Genomic DNA, 20,461 nt, shown 5'->3' on the forward strand with positions numbered 1-20,461 from the left:
GCGGGGGGGAGGGGCATGGTGTGCGGGGCCTTGGTCTGTGGTGGGATCAGAAAGCAAAAAGCCGCCTGGAGGCCAAGGCGGCTTTGTCGGGGAGGGCGGTCGTTGCGGAATCCGGAAGCATTGGCCCCATTATGCCCATTCCCGGTGGCACATCGGCGCCCGGTGGGCGGGGCTGCTGCGGGCCGGCCCGCAGCCCGGCTTCAGGCGGCTTTTTTCAGGGCCTTGATGCCCTTGACGGCCTTGAGCACTTCGTCCACGTGGCCGGGGACCTTCAGGCCGCGCCATTCCTGCACCAGGAGGCCGTCGGGGCCGATCAGGAAGGTGCTGCGCTCGATGCCCTTGACCTTCTTGCCGTACATGATCTTGTTCTTGACCACGCCGAACATGTGGCACATCTTCTCTTCGGTGTCGGCGATCAGCTCGAACGGCAGTTCCAGCTTTTCCTTGAAGTCGTCGTGCGACTTCATGTTGTCGCGCGACACGCCGAACACGGCTGCGCCGGCCTTCACGAAATCCTTGTACTTGTCACGGAACTGCATGGCCTCCGTCGTGCAGCCCGGGGTGTTGTCCTTGGGATAGAAGTACAGAACCAGAATTTGGCCAAGGTGGGAGGTGTTGGAGACCTTCAGTCCACCAGTCGCGTTGGCTTCAAATTCAGGGAGGGGTTTGTTGACAACGATCGCCATATCACTTCAATCTCTCAGGATGTAGTCGTTGATAAGCCAGGGGAGTGGGGGTGTTATTGCTTTTGGAAGGCCCCTGACCGCAACCGGAGATTTTACCCTGAAACGGACTCTTTCGCGAATCGCATTCTGTAACCAAAGTACACAGGCTGGAACCTGTTCGGTACCTGGCGATGTCCTGTGCACCCGTTTTCAGGGCGCTGCCTCCAGCAGCAGGGCCACCACCACGTTGCGGCCTTCGCCTGCCAGGATGTTGTAGGTGCGGCAGGCGGCGGCTGTGTCCATGGTCTCCAGGCCCAGGCGGCGCGCCATCAGCGGCTGCAGCCATGCCGGTGGCGGAAACCGGTTGCGCTGGCCGCTGCCGAAGATGACCAGCTCGGTATCGAGTTTCGCGAGCTCGGCAAAATGCTCGGCCGTGAGGTCTTCGTAGCGCGCGCAGGGCCAGGCCTGGCGCAGCCCGTTCGAGCCGACGATCACGCTGTGGGTGATCTTTTCGCCATCCACCCCGATCCAGCCTGGGCCATAGCCCGTGACGGTTTGTACGTTGGCTTTGTCCGGCTGGAATTTCATGGTGTGCGTCGGGTGCGCGGCGCGGGCCCGGGGGTCCGCCTCGCTGGTGATCTGTGGTCAAATTATAGGTTTCGCCCATTGGCCGGCCCCGTTGGCTGACCCTGGTGCGAACCGCACTTTTTCTCCACCGCACCCTCCAGCGCATGAAAACCGTCCAGAAATCCGCCAAGCTTGCCAACGTCTGCTACGACATCCGGGGCCCGATCATGGACGCGGCCAAGAAGATGGAGGAGGACGGCCACAAGATCATCAAGCTCAACATCGGCAACCTGGCGGTGTTCGGCTTCGATGCGCCCGAAGAGATCCAGCAGGACATGATCCGCAACCTGCCCAACTCGGCCGGCTATTCGGACAGCAAGGGCATCTTCGCGGCCCGCAAGGCCGTGATGCACGAGACGCAAAAGCAGGGCATCAAGGGCGTGGTCCTCGATGACATCTACCTGGGCAACGGCGCCAGCGAGCTGATCGTGATGGCCACCAACGCCCTGCTGGACGACGGTGACGAACTGCTGCTGCCCTCGCCCGATTACCCGCTGTGGACGGCGGCGGCCAGCCTCTCGGGCGGCACGCCCGTGCACTACCTGTGTGAAGAGGCCAACGGCTGGATGCCCGACCTGGCTGACATCCGCGCCAAGATCACGCCGCGCACCAAGGGCATCGTGGTCATCAACCCGAACAACCCCACGGGCGCGCTGTACTCGGACGAGTTGCTCCGCGGCATCGTCGCCATCGCGCGCGAGCATGGCCTGGTGATCTTCGCCGACGAGGTCTACGACAAGGTGCTGTACGACGGTGCCACGCACACCGCCATCGGCTCGCTCAGCGAGGACGTGCTCACCCTGACCTTCAACTCGCTGTCCAAGAGCTACCGCTCCTGCGGCTACCGGGCGGGCTGGCTTGTGGTCTCGGGCGACAAGAAGCCGGCGCGCGACTACATCGAGGGCCTGAACATGCTCTCCAACATGCGCCTGTGCGCCAACGTGCCGGGGCAGTGGGCCATCCAGACCGCGCTGGGCGGCCACCAGAGCATCAACGAGCTGGTGTGCGAGGGCGGCCGCCTGCGCAAGCAGCGCGATCTGGCCTACGAATTGATCACCGCCATCCCGGGCGTCACCTGCGTGAAGCCGCGCGCCGCGCTGTACATGTTCCCGCGCCTGGACCCGGCCATCTACCCGATCAAGGACGACCAGCAGTTCTTCCTGGAGCTGCTGCAGGAGACCAAGGTCATGCTGGTGCAGGGCACCGGCTTCAACTGGGCGGCGCCCGACCATTTCCGCATCGTGTTCCTGCCCCACGAGGACGACCTGCGCGACGCCATCGGCCGAGTGGCCCGCTTCCTGGAGCAGTACCGCAAGCGCCAGCAGACCGCGGCTGCCTGAAGCGGCCCGGCCCGCTGACCGACAGGAGACCTGCCCCATGCGCAACCGCCTTGCTGCCCGAGCCCTGGCACTGCTCGCCGGCCTGACTGCGTTGGTGCTGGTGCCGCTGCAGGCCGCGGACAAGGATCTCGTGGGCTTCAGGCACAAGGACTGGGGCCTGCAGTGCGATAACACCCGGGCCTGCCGGGCCGTGGGCTACCAGGCCGACGCCGGTGATTCCGAACCCGTCTCCATCCGCCTGACCCGCGAGGCCGGGCCCGGCACGCCAGTGCTGGTGGACCTGCAGGTCTCGACCGAGCAGGCCACGCCGGCAGCGCTGAACCTCCAGGTGGGCAAGCTTTCGCTGCCCGGCCTCACGGGCGACATCCCGCGCATTCCTGCTGGCCAGGTGGCGGCACTGCTGCAGGCGCTGCAGAAGAACGAGGAGGCCATCGTCACCGCGGGCAAGGACCGGTGGGTGCTATCGCTCTCCGGTGCCTCCGCCGTGCTGCTCAAGATGGACGAGGCCCAGGGCCGCGTTGGCACGCCGGGCGCCCTGGTCAAGCGCGGCACCCAGGCCGAGTCCTCGGTGCTGGCCGCTGTGCCGGCGCCGGTGGTCCATGCCGTGCGCGCATTGCCCGAACGCAAGGGCGATGCCGCGCTGGCCAAGCCGCTGCTTGCCGCCATCGACGCCAAGGAGGTGGGCGAGCGCTGCAATGGCGATCACCCCAAGCCCGCCGACGTGCAGGTACATCGCCTTACCGACCGCAAGGTACTGCTGTCCATCCCCTGTGCCATGGGCGCCTACAATTTCGGTGGACTGAACTGGCTGGCCAACGACCGCCCGCCCTACCAGCCGCAGCAACTCGACGCCGAAGGCGAATTCGATGCGGCAGATGGCTCGATCCGCTCCTCCATGAAGGGACGCGGCATCGGTGACTGCTGGTCCCTCGTGGAATGGCATTTCGACGGCAAAGGCTTCGTGCTGACCGGCGAATCCGGCGACAGCATGTGCCGCGGCTTCGCCGGCGGCGCCTGGCAACTGCCTGTCCGAATCTCCAAGGTGGTCCTGCCCACCAACCCTGTTTCCAAGAAACCCTGATTTTTATGACCATGAAACCCATCCAAGTAGGCCTGCTGGGCATCGGCACCGTCGGCAGCGGCGTGTTCAACGTACTGCAGCGCAACCAGGAAGAAATCCGCCGCCGCGCGGGCCGCGGCATCGAGATCACCATGGTGGCCGACCTGGACGTGGAGCGCGCACGGGCTGCCGTGGGTGCAGGCATCCAGGTGGTCAACGACGCGCGCGCCATCATCGCCAACCCCGACATCGACATCGTCATCGAGCTCATCGGCGGCTACGGCATCGCGCGTGCGCTGGTGCTCGAGGCCATTGCCGCCGGCAAGCACGTGGTCACCGCCAACAAGGCGCTGCTGGCCGTGCACGGCACCGAGATCTTCGCGGCCGCATCGGCCAAGGGCGTGATGGTGGCCTTCGAGGCCGCCGTGGCCGGTGGCATCCCCATCATCAAGGCACTGCGCGAAGGCCTCACGGCCAACCGCATCCAGTGGATCGCCGGCATCATCAACGGCACCACCAACTTCATCCTGTCCGAGATGCGCAGCAAGGGCCTGGATTTCGACGTGGTGCTCAAGGAAGCGCAGCGCCTGGGCTATGCCGAAGCCGATCCCACCTTCGACATCGAAGGCGTGGACGCCGCCCACAAGGTCACGCTGATGAGCGCGATTGCCTTCGGCATCCCGGTGCAGTTCGACAAGGCCTATGTCGAGGGCATCACCAAGCTCGGCGCGGCCGACATCAAGTACGCCGAGCAGCTGGGCTACCGCATCAAGCTCCTGGGTATCACCAAGCGTGCGGACAAGGGCATCGAGCTGCGCGTGCACCCGAGCCTGGTGCCTTCCAAGCGCCTGATCGCCAACGTCGAGGGCGCCATGAACGCCGTCGTGGTGCAGGGCGACGCCGTGGGCACCACGCTGTACTACGGCAAGGGCGCGGGCAGCGAGCCCACCGCCAGCGCCGTGATCGCCGACCTGGTGGACATCGCCCGCCTGCACACGGCCGACCCCGAGCACCGCGTGCCGCACCTGGCCTTCCAGGCCAACACCTTGACCGATGCCATGGGCACGCTGCCGCTGCTGCCCATGAGCGAAGTGGTCACCAGCTACTACCTGCGCCTGCGCGTGGCCGACCAGGCCGGCGTGCTGGCCAAGGTCACGGGCCTGCTGGCCGAGGCCGGCATCAGCATCGACGCCATGCTGCAGCGCGAAGCCGACGAAGTCGGCGGAGAGGGTTCCACGCAAACGGACCTCATCATCCTCACGCACGAGACGCGCGAAGGCACCATGGACGCCGTGCTGGCCCAGATGCAGGCCCTGCCCACCGTGCTGGCCCCGATCACGCGCATCCGCAAGGAAGAGCTCAACTGACGCAGCCGGCACACGCGCCCTGAACGCAGACGGAACCCCCATGAAATACCTCAGCACCCGCGGCCATGCAGACCGCAAGCAGTTCTGCGACATCCTGCTCGAAGGCCTGGCGCCCGATGGCGGCCTGTACCTGCCCGAGCACTATCCGCAGGTCGACGACGCCATGCTCACGCGCCTGCGCAAGGCCTACCACGAGCAAGGCTACGCCGAGCTGGCCTTCCAGATCCTGTCGCTGTACATCGACGACATCCCGGCCGCCGACCTGAAGGCCCTGTGCGAGAAGACGTACACGGCCGAGGTCTTCGGCACCGGCGAGATCGTGCCCCTGCGCCACCTGGAAAACAGCCTGTGGCTCGAAGGCCTGTCCAACGGCCCCACGCTGGCCTTCAAGGACATGGCCATGCAGCTCCTGGGCAACCTGTTCGAGTACGAACTGGGCCGCCGCGGCGAGGAGCTCAACATCCTCGGCGCCACGAGTGGCGACACCGGCAGCGCGGCCGAATACGCCATGCGCGGCAAGAAGGGCGTGCGCGTCTTCATGACCAGCCCGCACGGCCGCATGAGCGCCTTCCAGCAGGCGCAGATGTTCAGCCTGCAGGACGAGAACATCCACAACATCGCCATCGAAGGCGTGTTCGACGACTGCCAGGACATCGTCAAGGCCGTGAGCAACGACCTGCCCTTCAAGCGCAAGTACAAGATCGGCACCGTCAACTCCATCAACTGGGCGCGCCTGCTGGCGCAGGTGGTCTACTACTTCGCCGGCTACGTGCAGGCCACCGAGACCAACGACCAGCAGGTCAGCTTCACGGTACCGAGCGGCAACTTCGGCAACATCTGCGCGGGCCATGTGGCGCGCTCCATGGGCCTGCCGATCGCGAAACTGGTGCTGGCCACCAACGAGAACGACGTGCTCGACGAGTTCTTCCGCACGGGCGTGTACCGCGTGCGCAGCAGTGCGGACACGCACGAAACATCGAGCCCCTCGATGGACATCAGCAAGGCCAGCAATTTCGAGCGATTCGTGTTCGACCTGCTGGGCCGCGATGGCGCGCGCACCAAGGCCCTGTTCGGCGATGCGCTGAACAAGGAGGGGAAGTTCGACCTGAGCGCTGACCCGCACTTTGCCGAGGCCGCCACCCGCTACGGCTTCGAGAGCGGCAAGAGCACCCATGCCGACCGCTTGGCTACCATCCGCGACAACTTCCAGCGCCATGGCGTGACCATCGATACCCACACCGCCGATGGCGTGAAGGTGGCGCTGGAGCACCACAGCAACCCGGCGGTGCCGATGATCGTGCTGGAGACGGCCCTGCCGATCAAGTTCGCCGAAACCATCGTCGAGGCCCTGGGCCAGGCACCGGACCGGCCTGCGAAGTTCGCCGGCATCGAAGACCTGCCCAAGCGCGTGCAGGTCATGCCGGCCGATGTGCGCCAGGTGCAGGCCTACATCGAGCGCCACTGCCAGTGAGGCACCCCCTTCCCGCCGCGCCCTGGGTGCGCCGGGCAATGGGTGCCTGTCGTTCGGGACGCCCTGGGGGGTCCCTGTCGCTCTGTGACGGAGCTTGGTGGACCATGGATGCCATGGCCTTGCGCAGGAGCATGGGATGAAGGTGGTAGGTTTTGCAGGATTTTCCGGCAGCGGCAAGACCACGCTGGTCGAGCAGCTCATTCCCGAGATGCGGTTGCGCGGTCTGCGGGTCTCGGTGGTCAAGCACGCGCACCACAGCTTCGACATCGACCATGTGGGCAAGGACACCTGGCGCCACCGCGAGGCCGGTGCCTTCGAGGTGGTGGCGGCCTCCGACCGCCGCCTGGCGCTGGTGCGCGAGTTCGAGCGCCCGGCCGAGCTCACCGTGCACCACCTGCTGGCCGAGCTGTACCAGGGCGTGGACTGGGTGCTGGTAGAAGGTTTCAAGGACAGCGACCTGCTCAAGGTCGAGGTCTGGCGTGCGCCCCAGGCCGGCCAGGCACCCAAGCCGGTGCGCTACGCCGAGGACGATTTCGTGGCCGCAGTGGCCACTGACGCGCCGGAGCAACTGCCCGTGCCCACCGGCCTGCCCCTGCTCGACCTGAACGACCCGGCCCAGGTCGTGGACTGGCTGCTGCACTATGCCGAGCGCTTCGAATACGACTGGGACCTGCACCAATGAGACCCCTCACCGCTTTCAAGCCCCTCAAGTCCCTGGCCGACGCACTGGCCGAGCTGCTGGAACGCGCAACGCCGCTGGCAGGCACCGATACGGTCACCACCTTCGATGCGGACGGCCGGGTGCTGGCCCAGGACGCCATCTCGTCCCTGCAGGTGCCTCCCAACGACAACAGCTCCATGGACGGCTACGCCGTGCGCCGCGCCGACGTGGCCGCTGCAGGCACGGTGCTGCCCGTGTCGCAGCGCATTGCCGCCGGCAGCGCGGGCGCCCCCCTGCAGCCGGGCACGGCCGCGCGCATCTTCACCGGGGCACCGATCCCCGAAGGCGCCGATGCGGTGCTGATGCAGGAAGACTGCGAAGCCCTGGACGATGGCAGCAGCGTGCGCATCAACGCCGTGCCAGCCGCCGGCCAGTGGATACGCCGGGCCGGTGAAGACATCACGCGCGGCGCCGTGGTGCTGTCCGCCGGCACCCGCCTGGCGCCCGCCGAACTGGGCCTGGCGGCGAGCATCGGCCTGCACCAGCTGCAGGTGGCGCGCCGCCCGCGCGTGGCGCTGTTCTCCACCGGCGACGAACTGGTCATGCCGGGAGATGTGCCGCCCGAGCAGATGCGCCCGGGCGCCATCTACAACAGCAACCGCTTCTTCCTGCGCGCCATGCTGCTGCGCCTGGGCTGCGAGGTGACCGACCTGGGCATCGTGCCCGACCGGCGCGATGCGACCGTGCAGGCCCTGCAGCAGGCGAGCGAGGCCCATGACCTGATCCTCACCAGCGGCGGTGTGTCCGTGGGGGAAGAGGACCACATCAAACCCGCCGTGGAGTCGCTCGGAACGCTGGACCTCTGGCAGATTGCCATGAAGCCGGGCAAGCCCTTCGCCTACGGGCGGGTCGGCAACGCCCACTTCATGGGACTGCCCGGCAACCCGGTGTCGAGCTTTCTGACCTTTGCCCTGCTGGTGCGGCCCTTTCTGTTGCGCCTGCAGGGCGTGCAGGCCGTGGCCCCGCGCGCGCTGCCCGCCACGGCGCATTTCGCCTGGCCCCGGGCCGACAAGCGCCGGGAGTTTCTGCGCGTGCGGCACAACGCAGCGGGCGGGCTGGACCTGTTTTCCAACCAGAGCTCGGGCGTGCTCACGTCTGCTGCCTGGGGCGACGGCGTGGTGGACAACCCTGCCGGCCAGACGATCGCACCGGGCGATACGGTGCAGTTCATTGCCTTTGCGGAGCTGCTGGGATGAAAGTCACTGTGCGCTATTTCGCCTCCATCCGCGAGGCCATCGGCGAAGGCAGCGAGGCGGTGGACACCGCTGCTGGCACCCTGGGCGGGCTGCGCGACGAATTGATTGCGCGCGGCGGCGCCCATGCCGCCAGCCTGGCCCGCGGGCGGGCCGTGCGCATGGCGCTCGGCCAGGTGATGAGCGGTGAGGCCGCCGCCCTGCACGAAGGCGCCGAAGTGGCGTTCTTCCCGCCGGTCACGGGCGGTTGATCCCTTCCTTGGCTACAGCGCCAGCAGGCGCTGCACCAGGGCTGGCGAGGCCACCATCATGGGTGCGCGCAGTTCATTGCGCATCTCTCCGGCGTGCGCCAGCATGGCCTTGAGCGGGGCGGGGTTGGGTTCGGCAAAGCAGGCCTCGATCCATGGTTGCAGGGCCTGCCATGCGCGGCGGGCCTGGGGCAGATCGCCCCCGCGCAGCAAGCCCACCAGTTCCACAAACTGCGCCGTCTGCCAGTGCGCGCAGGCAGAGATGGCGCCGGAGCCGCCCAGCGCCAGCGTGTTGAAGATTTGCGCGTCTTCACCGGTCATCACCTGGAGGCGGCCATCCGCGATCAGGGCCTGCGTCTTGGCAGAGCTGCCACCGCAGTCCTTGATGGCCTGGATGCGGGGGTGTGCCGCCAGTGCCAGCAGCGTCTCGGTGGTGAGCGTGGCGCCCGTGCGGTAGGGAATGTCGTAGAGGACCACAGGAACCGCGCTGGCGTCGGCGATGGCGCGGAACCAGTGCAGAAGGCCGTCTTGTGACGGGCGGATGTAGTGCGGTGCGGACACCAGCAGACCCGCCAGCGGGTAGCGCGCCAGGGCCTGCACCTGGTCGAGCACCTGGCCCTGGTGGTAGCCCGAGACACCCATCACCACGGGCAGGCCGCGAGCGGCTTCGAGCACGGTTTCCAGCACCTGCAACTGCTCCGCCTTGTCCAGGGCTGCGGCCTCGCCGGTGGAGCCGCAGGCGACGAAGCCGGAGACGCCTTCGGCGCGCAACCGGGCTGTCAGGGTGGCCAGGGCCGGGTGGTCCACCGCGCCGTCCTTGAGCGGCGTGACCAGGGCGATCCAAAGGCCGCTGAAGACAGGGTGGGCGGGGTGATTGGCTGCAGCAGGTACGGCAGCCGTGGCAATCGTCAGGGGGGACATGCGAAAACATCCTTTCAGGTTCGACCAAGGAAGAACCGCCAGGCTGCGCGCGCGGAATACCGGGAGAGAAAGGAGAGAGGGGAAGAGGGAGCTGTCTTTCTGCCAGGGGTTCCGTCGCTCATCCGGACGGAACCACAGCTCCGGTCAGATGAGCTCTGGTTTTTTGGCTTTGACCACGCAGTGCACGGCCACCGCATGTGCGGTGTTCAGTGCCAGGGTGCAGTGGGTGGTCATGGCGCGCAGTATAGCGGCAAGAGCCGGAGCCCGTGCAAGGGCCTGCGCGTCAGCCTGCTTGCGGGGCGGGCTCGGCAGGAGGCAGCAGCTCGGGGCATTGCCAGACCAGCAACTCGGCCAGGCGCGTCACGATCCAGGTCGCCTCGGGCACGGACACGCCCGATTCGCCCGTGCACAGCCCGGCATGGATGCGCCGCAGGATCTCGGTCTCGGAAGGCGCCTGCACGTGGTACAGCGTCTGCGCATGCTCCACCAGGTGCCCGGCCAGGTCTTCGCACAACTCGTAGCGCGTGCGCACCACGCTGGCCGGCTCGCGCAGGCGCTGGCGGGCGTCGCTGTACACGGCCATGAAAGAAGGGGGAACGTGGATCTGGTTGTCGTCGTCGTGCATGGCAGGGAGGCGGGAGAGAAGGGTCAGTTCGCCGTGGCGGCGGCAGTGCCGACACGCCGCGTGCTGCGAAAGCGCTTGCCGTACTCGATCATGGGCTGCTCCACGGTGTAGTACAGCACTGTGGCCAGCAGCAGGGCGGCCACCACGACCGCGAGGTGGGCACCCGCGCCCGACCATTGCAGGTTGACATAGACCACGAGCATCACCTTGGCATGGACGAGGTACAGCGAGTACGAAATCTTGCCGATGTAGCGCACCAGCACGTCCTTGATGGGCGGCAGCTTGAGCAGCAGGATGAACACGCAGGCCAGGCCCACGGCAGCCAGCGGCTGCGGCGCGAGGCCCACGACCACCTGCCACTGCGACCACAGCACGATCAGCAGCAGCGCCACGGGCCACAGGATGCTGCTGGGGATGCGCTTGAGCACCGCCTCGTACCGATAGATCACCGTGCCCATCACGAAGAAGTACAGGTAGCCCACGATGTTGGACTTGATCAGCGCATGCTGCAGCACGGGCGAGAACTCCAGGCCGAGGCGGCGTGCCTGGCCCAGGTACAGGAAGTCGAGCGCACCGGTGTTGGCCGTCTTGATCCAGACGACGGACAGCAGGGTGGACAGGGCCAGCACGCCCAGCCAGAAATGCCGCCAGCGCAGCCGGTGCGCCACCAGGGCCAGCACCGGCACGATGGCGTACCAGAACAGCTCCACCGTGAGCGTCCAGCCCACGTGCACGCGGTCGAAGTACAGGCTGCTGCGCACGGACAGCTGCTGCAGGTTCAGCAGGTTGAGCAGGAAATGCGGGTAGTCGCTGACCACCAGCTGCCGAAAGCCGGGGACCAGTGCCATCTCGACCAGCACGATGCCCACCAGGGCCACCCAGTACACCGGGAAGATGCGAAAGAACCGGGCCTTGGCATAGTCGCCCAGGGAGTTGCGCTCGGCGCTCTGGATGATGAGGTAGCCCGAGATCAGGAAGAACAGCTGCACGCCGATGCCGCCGCCATCGGGGCCGAACAGCGGCACCGGGATGCCGGAGTAGGCCGCAAAGTGGTGCAACGCCACCGAGAGGATGGCGCAGGCGCGCAGGACATCGATGTTGTTGTCGTGTTCTACCGATTGCAGGCGCTGCGTGATGTCTGAAAATTTCATGGAAAGGAGGTCGTTCCGCCCGTCCGGGACGGGTTGGCGACCCGGGGGAACGCCGTTGGAATCAAGGGTGGACGACAGGCCTGGCGGCTCAGTCGGGGGTGAACAGCCGCTCGAACTTCGCCCGGTCGGCGGCCAGCTCGAAGGTCACCACCTGGCCCATCTTCATGTCCGACAGCCGGCAGGCAGCGAACAGCGTGGTCTTGCCCGACAGGTCCATGCTGTCCAGGTCCACCAGGGCATAGGGGTAGGGCACGAACACCTCGTGCGTGAAGATATCCTTCGTGCGGTTGCGCGGCGAGGGGTAGAGCTTGTATTTTTCGGTGGTGATGGTTTGTGTGGCCATGGGGGGTACAGTTCTGCCGGATGCTACAGACAATCGACCTCTTTTTTCAGAAAAAACAGATCCATGGCAAAACCCAAGAGTGAATGGCCCACGAAGGTACTGGCGTTGATCCAGTCCGGCAACCACCCGGCGGCCATTGCGCAGGTGAAAGTGGCCCCGACGGTGACCGACGTCACGCGTTTGCAGGCCCTGGTGGCCAAGCTGCCGCGCACGCCCGCACTCGTACAACTGGAAAAAGTGCTGGAAGAGGAGCGCGCCCTGCTGGCCGCCCCCCGCCTGCACCGCTCGCCATGACGTCGCCCCAGGCATGCAGCGTCTCCATCCAGACGGAAGACTTCGATCTGTCCGCCGAGGTGGCTGCGCTGCGCCACGGAGACCGCCGCGTGGGCGCGGTGTGCGCCTTCGTGGGCACGGTGCGCGACCGCAACGATGGCGATGACGTGGCCTCCCTGGAACTGGAACATTACCCGGGCATGACCGAGAAGTCCATTGCCGCGATGGTCGATGCGGCCTTCGGGCGCTTCGAGCTCTTCGGCGTGCGCGTGATCCACCGGGTGGGGCTGCTGCAGCCGCTCGACCAGATCGTGCTGGTCGCGGTCACCAGCGCCCACCGGGGCCAGAGTTTCGAGGCCTGCGAGTTCCTGATGGACTACCTCAAGACCCAGGCGCCGTTCTGGAAGAAGGAGGTCACGCCGGCGGGCGCGCGCTGGGTCGATGCGCGCGTGAGCGACGACGCGGCCCTGGCCCGCTGGTGCATTGCTGCGGACAACGTGGATATGTAAATGTTGGTAATTTCGTGCGCTGTGCTGCGCTGCGCTGCAGAAGCGGGTGCGCAAGAGGGGGGAAAAGTGCCGCCGCAGGCCTGCCCATCCCCCGGGATGCTTGAAATGGCCCCCGAAAGTCCCCATGTGTGACGCAATTCGGAGGACATTTCATCCATGCGTCTCGACAAATTCACCACCAAGTTCCAGGAAGCCCTGAGCGACGCCCAGACGCTGGCGCTGGGCAACGACAACGCCTATATCGAGCCCGTGCACATGCTCGTGGCCATGTTGCGCCAGGAGGACGGGCCGCGTGCGCTGCTGCAGCGCGCAGGCGTCAATGTGCAGGGCCTGCTGGCCGCTGCGGAGAGCGCTGTCAAGCGCCTGCCGGCCGTGCATGGCCAGGAGCAGGTGCAGGGCGGGCCCGAGCTCGGCCGCGTGCTGCAGGCCACCGAGAAGGAGGCCATCAAGCGCGGCGACCAGTTCATCGCCAGTGAGCTGTTCCTGCTGGCCTTGATCGACAGCAAGGGCGAGGCCGCCACCCTGGCCAAGGACAACGGCCTCACGCGCAAGAGTCTGGAGGCCGCCATCGAGGCCGTGCGCGGCGGCCAGAAGATGGACAGCCCCGAGGCCGAAGGCCAGCGCGGGGCCCTGGCCAAGTACTGCCTGGACCTGACCGAGCGTGCGCGCATCGGCAAGCTCGACCCGGTGATCGGCCGCGACGACGAGATCCGCCGCGCCATCCAGGTGCTGCAGCGCCGCACCAAGAACAACCCCGTGCTCATCGGCGAGCCCGGCGTGGGCAAGACCGCCATCGTGGAAGGCCTGGCCCAGCGCATCGTGGCCGGCGAGGTTCCCGAGTCGCTCAAGGGCAAGCGCGTGCTCAGCCTGGACATGGCGGCCCTGCTGGCCGGTGCCAAGTACCGCGGCGAGTTCGAGGAGCGGCTGAAGGCCGTGCTCAACGAGCTGGCCAAGGACGAGGGCCAGACCATCGTCTTCATCGACGAGCTGCACACCATGGTCGGTGCCGGCAAGGGCGAGGGCGCCATGGACGCGGGCAACATGCTCAAGCCGGCCCTGGCGCGCGGCGAGCTGCACTGCGTGGGCGCCACCACGCTCGACGAATACCGCAAGTACATCGAGAAGGATGCCGCGCTCGAGCGCCGCTTCCAGAAGATCCTCGTGGGCGAGCCCACGGTGGAGGCGACCATCGCCATCCTGCGCGGCCTGCAGGAGAAGTACGAGGTGCACCACGGCGTGGACATCACCGACCCGGCCATCGTGGCCGCGGCGGAGCTCTCGCACCGCTACATCACCGACCGCTTCCTGCCCGACAAGGCCATCGACCTGATCGACGAGGCCGCGTCCAAGATCAAGATCGAGATGGACTCCAAACCGGAGGTGATGGACAAGCTCGACCGCCGGCTGATCCAGCTGCAGATCGAGCGCGAGGCCGTGCGCCGCGAGAAGGACGAATCCTCGGTCAAGCGCTTCGGCCTGATCGAGGAGGAGATCGTGCGCCTGCAGAAGGAGATCGCTGACTACGACGAGATCTGGCAGTCCGAGAAGGCCCAGGCCCAGGGCAGCGCGCATGTGCGCGAAGCCATCGACAAGCTCAAGTTCCAGATCGAGGAGTTCACCCGCAAGGGCGACTTCAACAAGGTGGCCGAGCTGCAGTACGGCAAGCTGCCGGACCTCGAGCGCCAGCTCAAGGAAGCACAGGCCAAGGAAGATGGCAAGGATGGCGTGGCCAGTGCGCCGCGCCTGCTGCGCACGCAGGTCGGCGCCGAGGAGATCGCCGAGGTGGTGAGCCGCGCCACGGGCATCCCCGTGGCCAAGATGATGCAGGGCGAGAAGGACAAGCTCTTGCAGATGGAAGGCAAGTTGCACGAGCGCGTGGTCGGCCAGGAGGAGGCCATTACCGCCGTGGCCAATGCCATCCGCCGCTCGCGCTCGGGCCTGTCCGACCCCAACCGCCCCACGGGCTCCTTCCTGTTCCTGGGCCCCACGGGCGTGGGCAAGACCGAGCTGTGCAAGGCGCTGGCGGGCTTCCTGTTCGACAGCGAAGACCACCTGATCCGCATCGACATGAGCGAGTTCATGGAAAAGCACTCCGTGGCCCGCCTGATCGGTGCGCCGCCCGGCTACGTGGGCTACGAGGAGGGCGGCTACCTGACGGAGGCCGTGCGCCGCAAGCCCTACAGCGTGCTGCTGCTCGACGAGGTGGAGAAAGCCCACCCCGACGTGTTCAACGTGCTGCTGCAGGTGCTCGACGATGGCCGCCTGACCGATGGCCAGGGCCGTACCGTGGACTTCAAGAACACGGTGATCGTGATGACCAGCAACATCGGCTCGCACCTGATCCAGGCCATGGTCGGGCAGGACGCGGATGACATCAAGGAAGCGGTCTGGGGGGAACTCAAGAACCATTTCCGACCCGAATTCCTCAACCGGATCGACGAGACGGTGGTGTTCCACGCGCTGGATGCGAAGAACATCGAGGCGATTGCACGCATCCAGCTGCAACTGCTCGAAGCGCGCCTGGCCAAGATGGACCTGCAGCTGCAGATCTCGGGCCCGGCGCTCGAAGAGCTGGCCAAAGTGGGTTTCGATCCGGTGTTCGGTGCCCGTCCACTCAAGAGGGCCATCCAGCAGCGGATAGAAAATCCGCTGTCCAAGCTGCTGCTGGAGGGCCGGTTCCCGCCCAAGAGCGTGATCCCGGTGACGGTGGATCCGGTGCTCGATCCCGGTGTTTTCCAGTTCGGCGGGGCTTCCGAGCCCGCTTGAGGGGAAAAGGGTGGCCCTTTGGCGGCCACCCGTTGAAAGGAAAGGTGTCGTTTGAACAATCTTGTTTCGGGTTTGCTGCGCTTGGCCGTGCGTGCCCTGGTGCTGGCCATGGGGCTGGTGGTGTTCCTGAGCCTGCTGGCCGCTGCGTTGGTACTGGGCCTGGTGTGGGCCGCGCGCGCGACCTGGGCACGGCTCACGGGCCGGCCCATGACCCCCTGGGTGATGCGGGTCGATCCGCGCACGGGATTCAGCGCTGCCATGCGCTCCCGGGCGCAATGGGGGGCTGCGCGCCAGCCCGATGCCGCCGCAGAACCGGCAGCGCCGTCGCGCCGTGGCGGGGTGCTGCCCAGCGCCGTGGAGGTGACCGACGTGGAGCCGCGCGAGCTGCGTTGAGGATGGGTCCCGGGGCGCCCGCAAGCGGTGGTCGGCAGCGCTCGGCATGCCCCTCTGGACGCGCCGGCATGGCCTGGAGGCAGGCGCAGGGGCCTCTATCATGCGCTCCATGACACCAGCCGACATCCACGCCCTTTTTGAAACCCAGCGGCAGGCCAGCCGCATCCAGGTCGAGGTGCCTCTGCTCGTGCGCCGCGAGCGCCTGCTGCGCATGCGCAAGCTGCTCGACGAAAACGGTGCCGTGCTGGCGGCGGCCGTGCAGGCCGATTTCGGCATGCGCTCGCCCCGCCTCACCGAGGTGGCGGATTTCTTCGTGCTGCGCACCCTGCTGTCGCACACCTTGAAGCACCTGGCGCGCTGGATGAAGCCGCGGAAGGTGCGCACGCCCATCTACCTTCAGCCTGCCTCCGCGCACATACAGCGCCAGCCGCTCGGGGTGGTGGGGGTGATCGCTCCGTGGAACTACCCCGTGCAATTGGCGCTTGCGCCGGCCATCACGGCGCTGGCTGCGGGCAACCGCGTGATGCTCAAGCCCAGCGAGCTCACACCCCACACGTCGGCCCAGCTGGCGCTGCTGGTGGCGCAGTTCTTTGCGCCCGAGGAGTTCTGTGTGGTGCAGGGCGATGCCAACCTGGCGGCGCTGTTTGCCTCGCTGCCGTTCGACCACCTGGTGTTCACCGGCTCGACGCCCGTGGGCCGCAAGGTGGCGCTGGCGGCCGCGCAGAACCTCACGCCCACCACGCTGGAGCTCGGTGGCAAGTCGCCGTGCATCATCGACGGCCATTGCGACATGCAGGATGCGGCGCTCAAGATCGCCCATGGCAAGTTGCTCAATGCCGGGCAGACCTGCATCGCACCCGACTATGTGCTGGTGCCGCGCGGACGCGAGACCGAGTTTGCCAATGCCTACCGGGCTGCCGTGGCGCGCCTGTTCCCCACCATCGAGGGCAACCCCGACTACGCTTCGATCATCACGCCGCGCCACCACGCGCGCTTGCGCACCATGCTGCAGCAGGCCCAGACGCAGGGGGCCGAGGTGCAGCCCATCGATCCCGCGGCGGGCAAGCCCGTGGTGAATACGGTCGGCACGCTGGGCGATGGCGTGAGCCGCCAGATGCTGCCCACGCTGGTGTTCGGCGTCACCTCGGACATGCAGATCATGCAGGAGGAGATCTTCGGGCCCGTCCTGCCGGTCATCTCCTACGAGCGCCTGGACGATGCCGTGGCGCACATCAATGCGGGCCCGCGGCCGCTGGCGCTGTACTGGTTCGGCCAGAGCGAGGCGGTGCGCGACGATGTGCTGCGCCGCACCGTGAGCGGTGGCGTGACCGTGAACGACACGCTGATGCACATCGCGCACGACAACCTGCCTTTTGGCGGCGTGGGGGACAGTGGCTGGGGGGCCTACCACGGGGAGCCGGGCTTCCTGCGCTTTTGCCACCAGAAGTCGGTGCTGGTGCAGTCGCGCTGGGCGATGGGCTCGCTGTTCTACCCGCCCTACGGCGCGCGCTTCGACCAGGTCATGGGGCTTCTTCGCCGCTGGCTGTAGCCAGGGCATCGGGCGGCGGGGACGCGGGCACGGCGCCGCTGATCAATTGCACGATGGCATCGCGCAGTTGCCCCGTGGACACCGGCTTGTGCAGCAGCAGGGCCGAAGTGGTCTGCGCATCGCGCAGGCGCTGCGGCGAGGTGTCGCCGGTCATGATGATGGCCGGCACCGCTACACCCAGGTAGGCGCGCAGGGCCTGCAGCACCTGCTTGCCGGTTTCTTCATGGCGCAGGCGGAAGTCGGTGATGATCAGGTCGGGCGTGCTGTCCTCGATGTGGTCGAGGGCATCGGCGCTGGATTCGGCCGTGGTGCAGTGGCAGCCCCAGCTTTGCAGCAGGGCCTGCATGCCCAGGCGCACCGATTCGTCGTCGTCGATGGCCAGCACATGCAGGCCCGTGAGATCGAAGTGGTTGAAGGAGGGCGGGGCCTCGTCCTCCAGGGCGCCCTGCCAGGCATCGAGCCAGAGCCGGAACACCGAGCCCCGCCCGGGGCGCGAGCTCAGCTCCACCGAGGTGCGCATTTCGCGCGCCAGGCGTTTCACGATGGCCAGGCCCAGGCCCAGGCCCTTGCGGCGGTCGCGCTCGGGGTTACCCAGCTGGTGGAATTCCTGGAAGATGTTGTCCCACTGGCTTTGCGGTATGCCGGCCCCGGTGTCCCACACCTCCAGCGCAATGCGCCGCCCCCGGCGGCGGCAGGCGATGAGCACGCCGCCGCGTGCGGTGTAGCGCAGCGCGTTGGAGATGAAGTTGTGCATGACCAGCATCACCAGCGAGCGGTCGGCATAGGCGGCGGTGGAGGTCTCGTGCGTGCGGTACACCAGCCCCGCGTTGTCGGCCTGCACGCCGAATTCCTGCTCCAGCGCGGTCAGCAGGGGCTGTACGGCAAAGGCGGTGGGCCGCATCTTGACGACACCGGCTTCCAGCCGCGAGTAGTCGAGCAGGGTGGTGAGCATTTCCACGGCCGCACTGGAAGCCGCCTGCGCATGGCCCAGCACGGTCAGCTGGTGCGGGCTCATGGGGCTGCGCTGCAGGGTTTCCAGGAACAGGCCCATGGCATGCAGCGGCTGGCGCAGGTCGTGGCTGGCGGCCGCGAGAAAGCGTGATTTATCCCGGTCGGCGCGCTCGGCTTCCTCCTGCGCGGCCAGCGCGCGCTGCGATTCGGCGCGCAGCTCGGCCACCAGCCGCTCGTTTTCGAGCTTGAGGGCGATGCTGCGGCGGGTGGCGGTGTCGCCGGTGCTGGCCTGCAGGCCGGTGAGTGCGTAGTACACCAGCACCAGGAACAGGGCGGGCCACATGGCCGGGCCGCCACTCATGGCCACGGCGGCGAAGATGCCTCCGACGGCGCAACTGAGGTAGGTGATGTAGGCGCGGTACAACGGAGCCCCCAGGCCCAGCGCGCCCGAGGAGACGGTGCTGACGATGCCGATGGCGTAGATCACGCTCTCGGAAGAGCCCCAGTAGAGCACCACGAAGCCCAGGCTGCCCCAGCTCAGGCCCATGGCGGCCATGCAGGCCATGAGTTTGCGTGCCGAGTGCAGTACCGGGTCGCGCTGCGGCGCCATGCCGCGCAGCGTGGCATACACCCCGATGACCACGAGTGCATGCGAGACCAGCCAGATGCTGACCACCTGGGTGTCGGCCACGCGCGCCATCACCCACAGGGTGCCCAGCGCCGTGGCCAGGGACGCCAGCAAGGTCATGGGAAAGTTCTGGCGCAGCAGCGTGACCTGCTCGCGCAGCACCTCGTCGCGCTCCCAGCGTCGGCGTGCCCAGGGCCAGCGGGGAATCAGCGGCAGGGCTTCAGACAACGTCATGGAGCGGCGGCATGGACAGGCCCAGGCGCTGCGCTGCCAGCAGTGCCGCGCTGCGGCTGTTGACGCCCAGTTGCGCAAAGATGGCAGCCACATGCACGCGCACGGTGTTCTCGCTCAGGCCCAGGTTGCGCGCGATGACCTTGTTGGGCTTGCCGGTGCACAGCAGCGACAGCACTTCGAGCTGGCGCGCGGTGAGGCTAGGCGCGGCGGGCGCGCGCAGGGTGGCGGCATTGCCGCTGTTCGCAGGAAAGCAGGGCTCGCCGGAGAGGGAGAGGCTTATCGCCTCCAGAATGTCCTCGCCGCTGGCCGATTTGGGTAGGAAGCCGTCGGCCCCGCGTGAGCGCGCTTCGTAGACCGCATCGGGGGCAATGCTGGCAGATACGAGCACGATGCGTGCGGTTGGGTGCGATTGGCGCAAAAGGCGCAGGCCGTCGAGCCCACTCATGCCCGGCAGCTGGATGTCCAGCAGCACCAGGTCCACCTGGGCCGGGGGCAGGGCGCAGGCTTCGGCGATGGAGCCGGCTTCGGCGATGGAGCCGACGGAGGGATGGTCTTGCACGATCAGGCGCAGCCCGGTACGGAACAAGGTGTGGTCGTCAATGAGCAACAGGCTGGCAGGCATGCCGTGAGTATTGCGCACAACACCGCACGAGGGAACCGGTGCGAACTAGTCCATTTGTGCGATGGACGCAAGGGCCAGCGGTTTTTAGACTTTCCTCCATGCAGTGACCCTGGTACCGTACGGGACCGGCGTACTGTGGCGGTTGGCAAAGACCAACCTTTTTCCAACCACCAGGGGAATACAACATGGCTGCCAGCGCTCTTTCGAACCCAATGCCTTCATCGCCCGAGCACAAGCCCTCTGCGGGTGTGGGGGTGGGCGGCAATTGCATCGCCCAGATCGTGCACGACAACTGCCCGGACCTGCTGGCATCGGCGGGCGTGATCATCGAGCACCTGGATGCACAGGCGGGCAACTGGCAGTTTTCCATCGACAACGGCCTGACCTGGCGCAGCGCCCGCACCGACCTCATCAACCGCCCGGGCTGCATGGGCCTGGCGCTGGACCGCGATGCCCGTCTGCGCGTGCTGCCTTTCAGTGGCCACCGGGTGAGTGGCGTGCGCATCGTGTTCCACACCGTACAACGCAGCCATGGCCAGGGCAGCGGCAGCTACCGCGCCTATGCCCCCGATGAGCGCGACGGGGGCTCGCGCAGCGTGACCCTGGTGGTGGGGCTGAATGCGGTCAACGGCATGCCACCCGAGGTGAAGGTGCCCCGCCCACGCAACAAGCGCGCACTGGCCCAGTCGGCCCGCGAGCGCGCAGGCGACGGCCTTGGAGGCTCGCTGGCCCTGGCCTGACAAGGCTTTCCGGCCGCTTCGGGGGTTGGCCTGCCAGGGGCGTGCAGGCCCGGGTACCCTACCG

At 67.1% G+C, this 20,461-nt stretch carries 21 protein-coding genes; 13 read left to right on the plus strand and 8 right to left on the minus strand.

Annotated features, from left to right (window positions below):
• Positions 1-200 precede the first annotated feature (200 nt).
• On the minus strand, positions 201-686 hold the full coding sequence (locus PMI14_RS02365; protein ID WP_007849039.1) for a peroxiredoxin: 486 nt from the start codon (positions 684-686) through the stop codon (positions 201-203).
• A 189-nt stretch (positions 687-875) separates the two neighbouring features.
• The gene (locus tag PMI14_RS02370) at positions 876-1,253 is read right to left on the minus strand and encodes an Mth938-like domain-containing protein (RefSeq protein WP_007849042.1); all 378 of its coding nucleotides are present in this window, start codon (positions 1,251-1,253) and stop codon (positions 876-878) included.
• A gap of 143 nt (positions 1,254-1,396) precedes the next feature.
• Between PMI14_RS02370 and PMI14_RS02375 the strand changes: the two genes are divergently transcribed.
• The 7 genes from PMI14_RS02375 (at position 1,397) to PMI14_RS02405 (ending at position 8,695) form a co-directional block, all read left to right on the plus strand.
• Positions 1,397-2,632 carry a pyridoxal phosphate-dependent aminotransferase gene (locus PMI14_RS02375; RefSeq protein ID WP_007849044.1) on the plus strand — a complete coding sequence of 412 codons (1,236 nt, stop codon included), beginning with the start codon at positions 1,397-1,399 and terminating at the stop codon, positions 2,630-2,632.
• Positions 2,633-2,669: 37 nt separating this feature from the next.
• The gene (locus PMI14_RS02380) at positions 2,670-3,713 is read left to right on the plus strand and encodes a DUF1176 domain-containing protein (RefSeq protein WP_007849046.1); all 1,044 of its coding nucleotides are present in this window, start codon (positions 2,670-2,672) and stop codon (positions 3,711-3,713) included.
• Positions 3,714-3,724: 11 nt separating this feature from the next.
• Positions 3,725-5,059 (plus strand): homoserine dehydrogenase, encoded by a 1,335-nt coding sequence (locus PMI14_RS02385; RefSeq protein ID WP_007849047.1) that lies wholly within the window; start codon positions 3,725-3,727, stop codon positions 5,057-5,059.
• Positions 5,060-5,099: 40 nt separating this feature from the next.
• Complete coding sequence (gene thrC / locus PMI14_RS02390) at positions 5,100-6,530, plus strand: threonine synthase (RefSeq protein WP_007849050.1); 1,431 nt, start codon at positions 5,100-5,102, stop codon at positions 6,528-6,530.
• A 136-nt stretch (positions 6,531-6,666) separates the two neighbouring features.
• Complete coding sequence (mobB, locus tag PMI14_RS02395; RefSeq protein WP_007849053.1) at positions 6,667-7,212, plus strand: molybdopterin-guanine dinucleotide biosynthesis protein B; 546 nt, start codon at positions 6,667-6,669, stop codon at positions 7,210-7,212.
• Positions 7,209-8,447, plus strand: coding sequence for a gephyrin-like molybdotransferase Glp (gene glp, locus PMI14_RS02400; RefSeq protein WP_007849055.1), 1,239 nt, complete (start codon positions 7,209-7,211; stop codon positions 8,445-8,447). The genes mobB and glp overlap by 4 nt, the downstream gene beginning before the upstream one ends.
• The gene (locus PMI14_RS02405; protein WP_007849057.1) at positions 8,444-8,695 is read left to right on the plus strand and encodes a MoaD/ThiS family protein; all 252 of its coding nucleotides are present in this window, start codon (positions 8,444-8,446) and stop codon (positions 8,693-8,695) included. The genes glp and PMI14_RS02405 overlap by 4 nt, the downstream gene beginning before the upstream one ends.
• 12 nt (positions 8,696-8,707) lie before the next feature.
• Here PMI14_RS02405 and dapA read toward each other — a convergent pair whose 3' ends face one another.
• From dapA to PMI14_RS02425, 4 genes are all read right to left on the minus strand, one after another.
• Positions 8,708-9,613, minus strand: coding sequence for a 4-hydroxy-tetrahydrodipicolinate synthase (gene dapA, locus PMI14_RS02410; protein ID WP_007849059.1), 906 nt, complete (start codon positions 9,611-9,613; stop codon positions 8,708-8,710).
• A gap of 283 nt (positions 9,614-9,896) precedes the next feature.
• The gene (locus PMI14_RS02415) at positions 9,897-10,238 is read right to left on the minus strand and encodes a hypothetical protein (protein WP_007849063.1); all 342 of its coding nucleotides are present in this window, start codon (positions 10,236-10,238) and stop codon (positions 9,897-9,899) included.
• 23 nt (positions 10,239-10,261) lie between these two features.
• A complete protein-coding gene (locus tag PMI14_RS02420; RefSeq protein WP_007849065.1) occupies positions 10,262-11,389 on the minus strand; it encodes an acyltransferase in 1,128 nt (375 codons plus the stop codon).
• Positions 11,390-11,477: 88 nt separating this feature from the next.
• Positions 11,478-11,732: a hypothetical protein gene (locus PMI14_RS02425; RefSeq protein WP_007849066.1), complete on the minus strand. Its 255-nt coding sequence runs from the start codon at positions 11,730-11,732 to the stop codon at positions 11,478-11,480.
• 63 nt (positions 11,733-11,795) lie between these two features.
• Between PMI14_RS02425 and PMI14_RS02430 the strand changes: the two genes are divergently transcribed.
• The 5 genes from PMI14_RS02430 (at position 11,796) to PMI14_RS02450 (ending at position 17,222) form a co-directional block, all read left to right on the plus strand.
• Positions 11,796-12,026 carry a hypothetical protein gene (locus PMI14_RS02430; protein WP_007849068.1) on the plus strand — a complete coding sequence of 77 codons (231 nt, stop codon included), beginning with the start codon at positions 11,796-11,798 and terminating at the stop codon, positions 12,024-12,026.
• Positions 12,023-12,514 carry a molybdenum cofactor biosynthesis protein MoaE gene (locus PMI14_RS02435; RefSeq protein WP_007849071.1) on the plus strand — a complete coding sequence of 164 codons (492 nt, stop codon included), beginning with the start codon at positions 12,023-12,025 and terminating at the stop codon, positions 12,512-12,514. Before PMI14_RS02430 ends, PMI14_RS02435 begins: the two co-directional genes overlap by 4 nt.
• A gap of 156 nt (positions 12,515-12,670) precedes the next feature.
• Positions 12,671-15,280: an ATP-dependent chaperone ClpB gene (clpB, locus tag PMI14_RS02440; RefSeq protein WP_007849079.1), complete on the plus strand. Its 2,610-nt coding sequence runs from the start codon at positions 12,671-12,673 to the stop codon at positions 15,278-15,280.
• 51 nt (positions 15,281-15,331) lie between these two features.
• Positions 15,332-15,673, plus strand: a complete 342-nt coding sequence (locus tag PMI14_RS02445) for a hypothetical protein (RefSeq protein ID WP_007849081.1) — start codon at positions 15,332-15,334, stop codon at positions 15,671-15,673.
• A 109-nt stretch (positions 15,674-15,782) separates the two neighbouring features.
• Entirely contained in the window at positions 15,783-17,222 is a 1,440-nt protein-coding gene (locus PMI14_RS02450; protein WP_035202085.1) for a coniferyl aldehyde dehydrogenase, read from the plus strand.
• Here PMI14_RS02450 and PMI14_RS02455 read toward each other — a convergent pair.
• Together PMI14_RS02455 and PMI14_RS02460 are read right to left on the minus strand one after the other, a co-directional pair.
• Positions 17,194-19,035, minus strand: coding sequence for a hybrid sensor histidine kinase/response regulator (locus tag PMI14_RS02455; RefSeq protein WP_007849086.1), 1,842 nt, complete (start codon positions 19,033-19,035; stop codon positions 17,194-17,196). The two genes, PMI14_RS02450 and PMI14_RS02455, sit on opposite strands and share 29 nt — an antisense overlap.
• The gene (locus PMI14_RS02460; RefSeq protein ID WP_007849089.1) at positions 19,022-19,657 is read right to left on the minus strand and encodes a response regulator transcription factor; all 636 of its coding nucleotides are present in this window, start codon (positions 19,655-19,657) and stop codon (positions 19,022-19,024) included. Before PMI14_RS02460 ends, PMI14_RS02455 begins: the two co-directional genes overlap by 14 nt.
• Before the next feature lie 185 nt (positions 19,658-19,842).
• Between PMI14_RS02460 and PMI14_RS02465 the strand changes: the two genes are divergently transcribed.
• Positions 19,843-20,397 carry a hypothetical protein gene (locus tag PMI14_RS02465; RefSeq protein WP_007849092.1) on the plus strand — a complete coding sequence of 185 codons (555 nt, stop codon included), beginning with the start codon at positions 19,843-19,845 and terminating at the stop codon, positions 20,395-20,397.
• Positions 20,398-20,461 lie beyond the last annotated feature (64 nt).

The organism is Acidovorax sp. CF316, assembly GCF_000276605.1.
GTDB lineage: Bacteria > Pseudomonadota > Gammaproteobacteria > Burkholderiales > Burkholderiaceae_C > Acidovorax.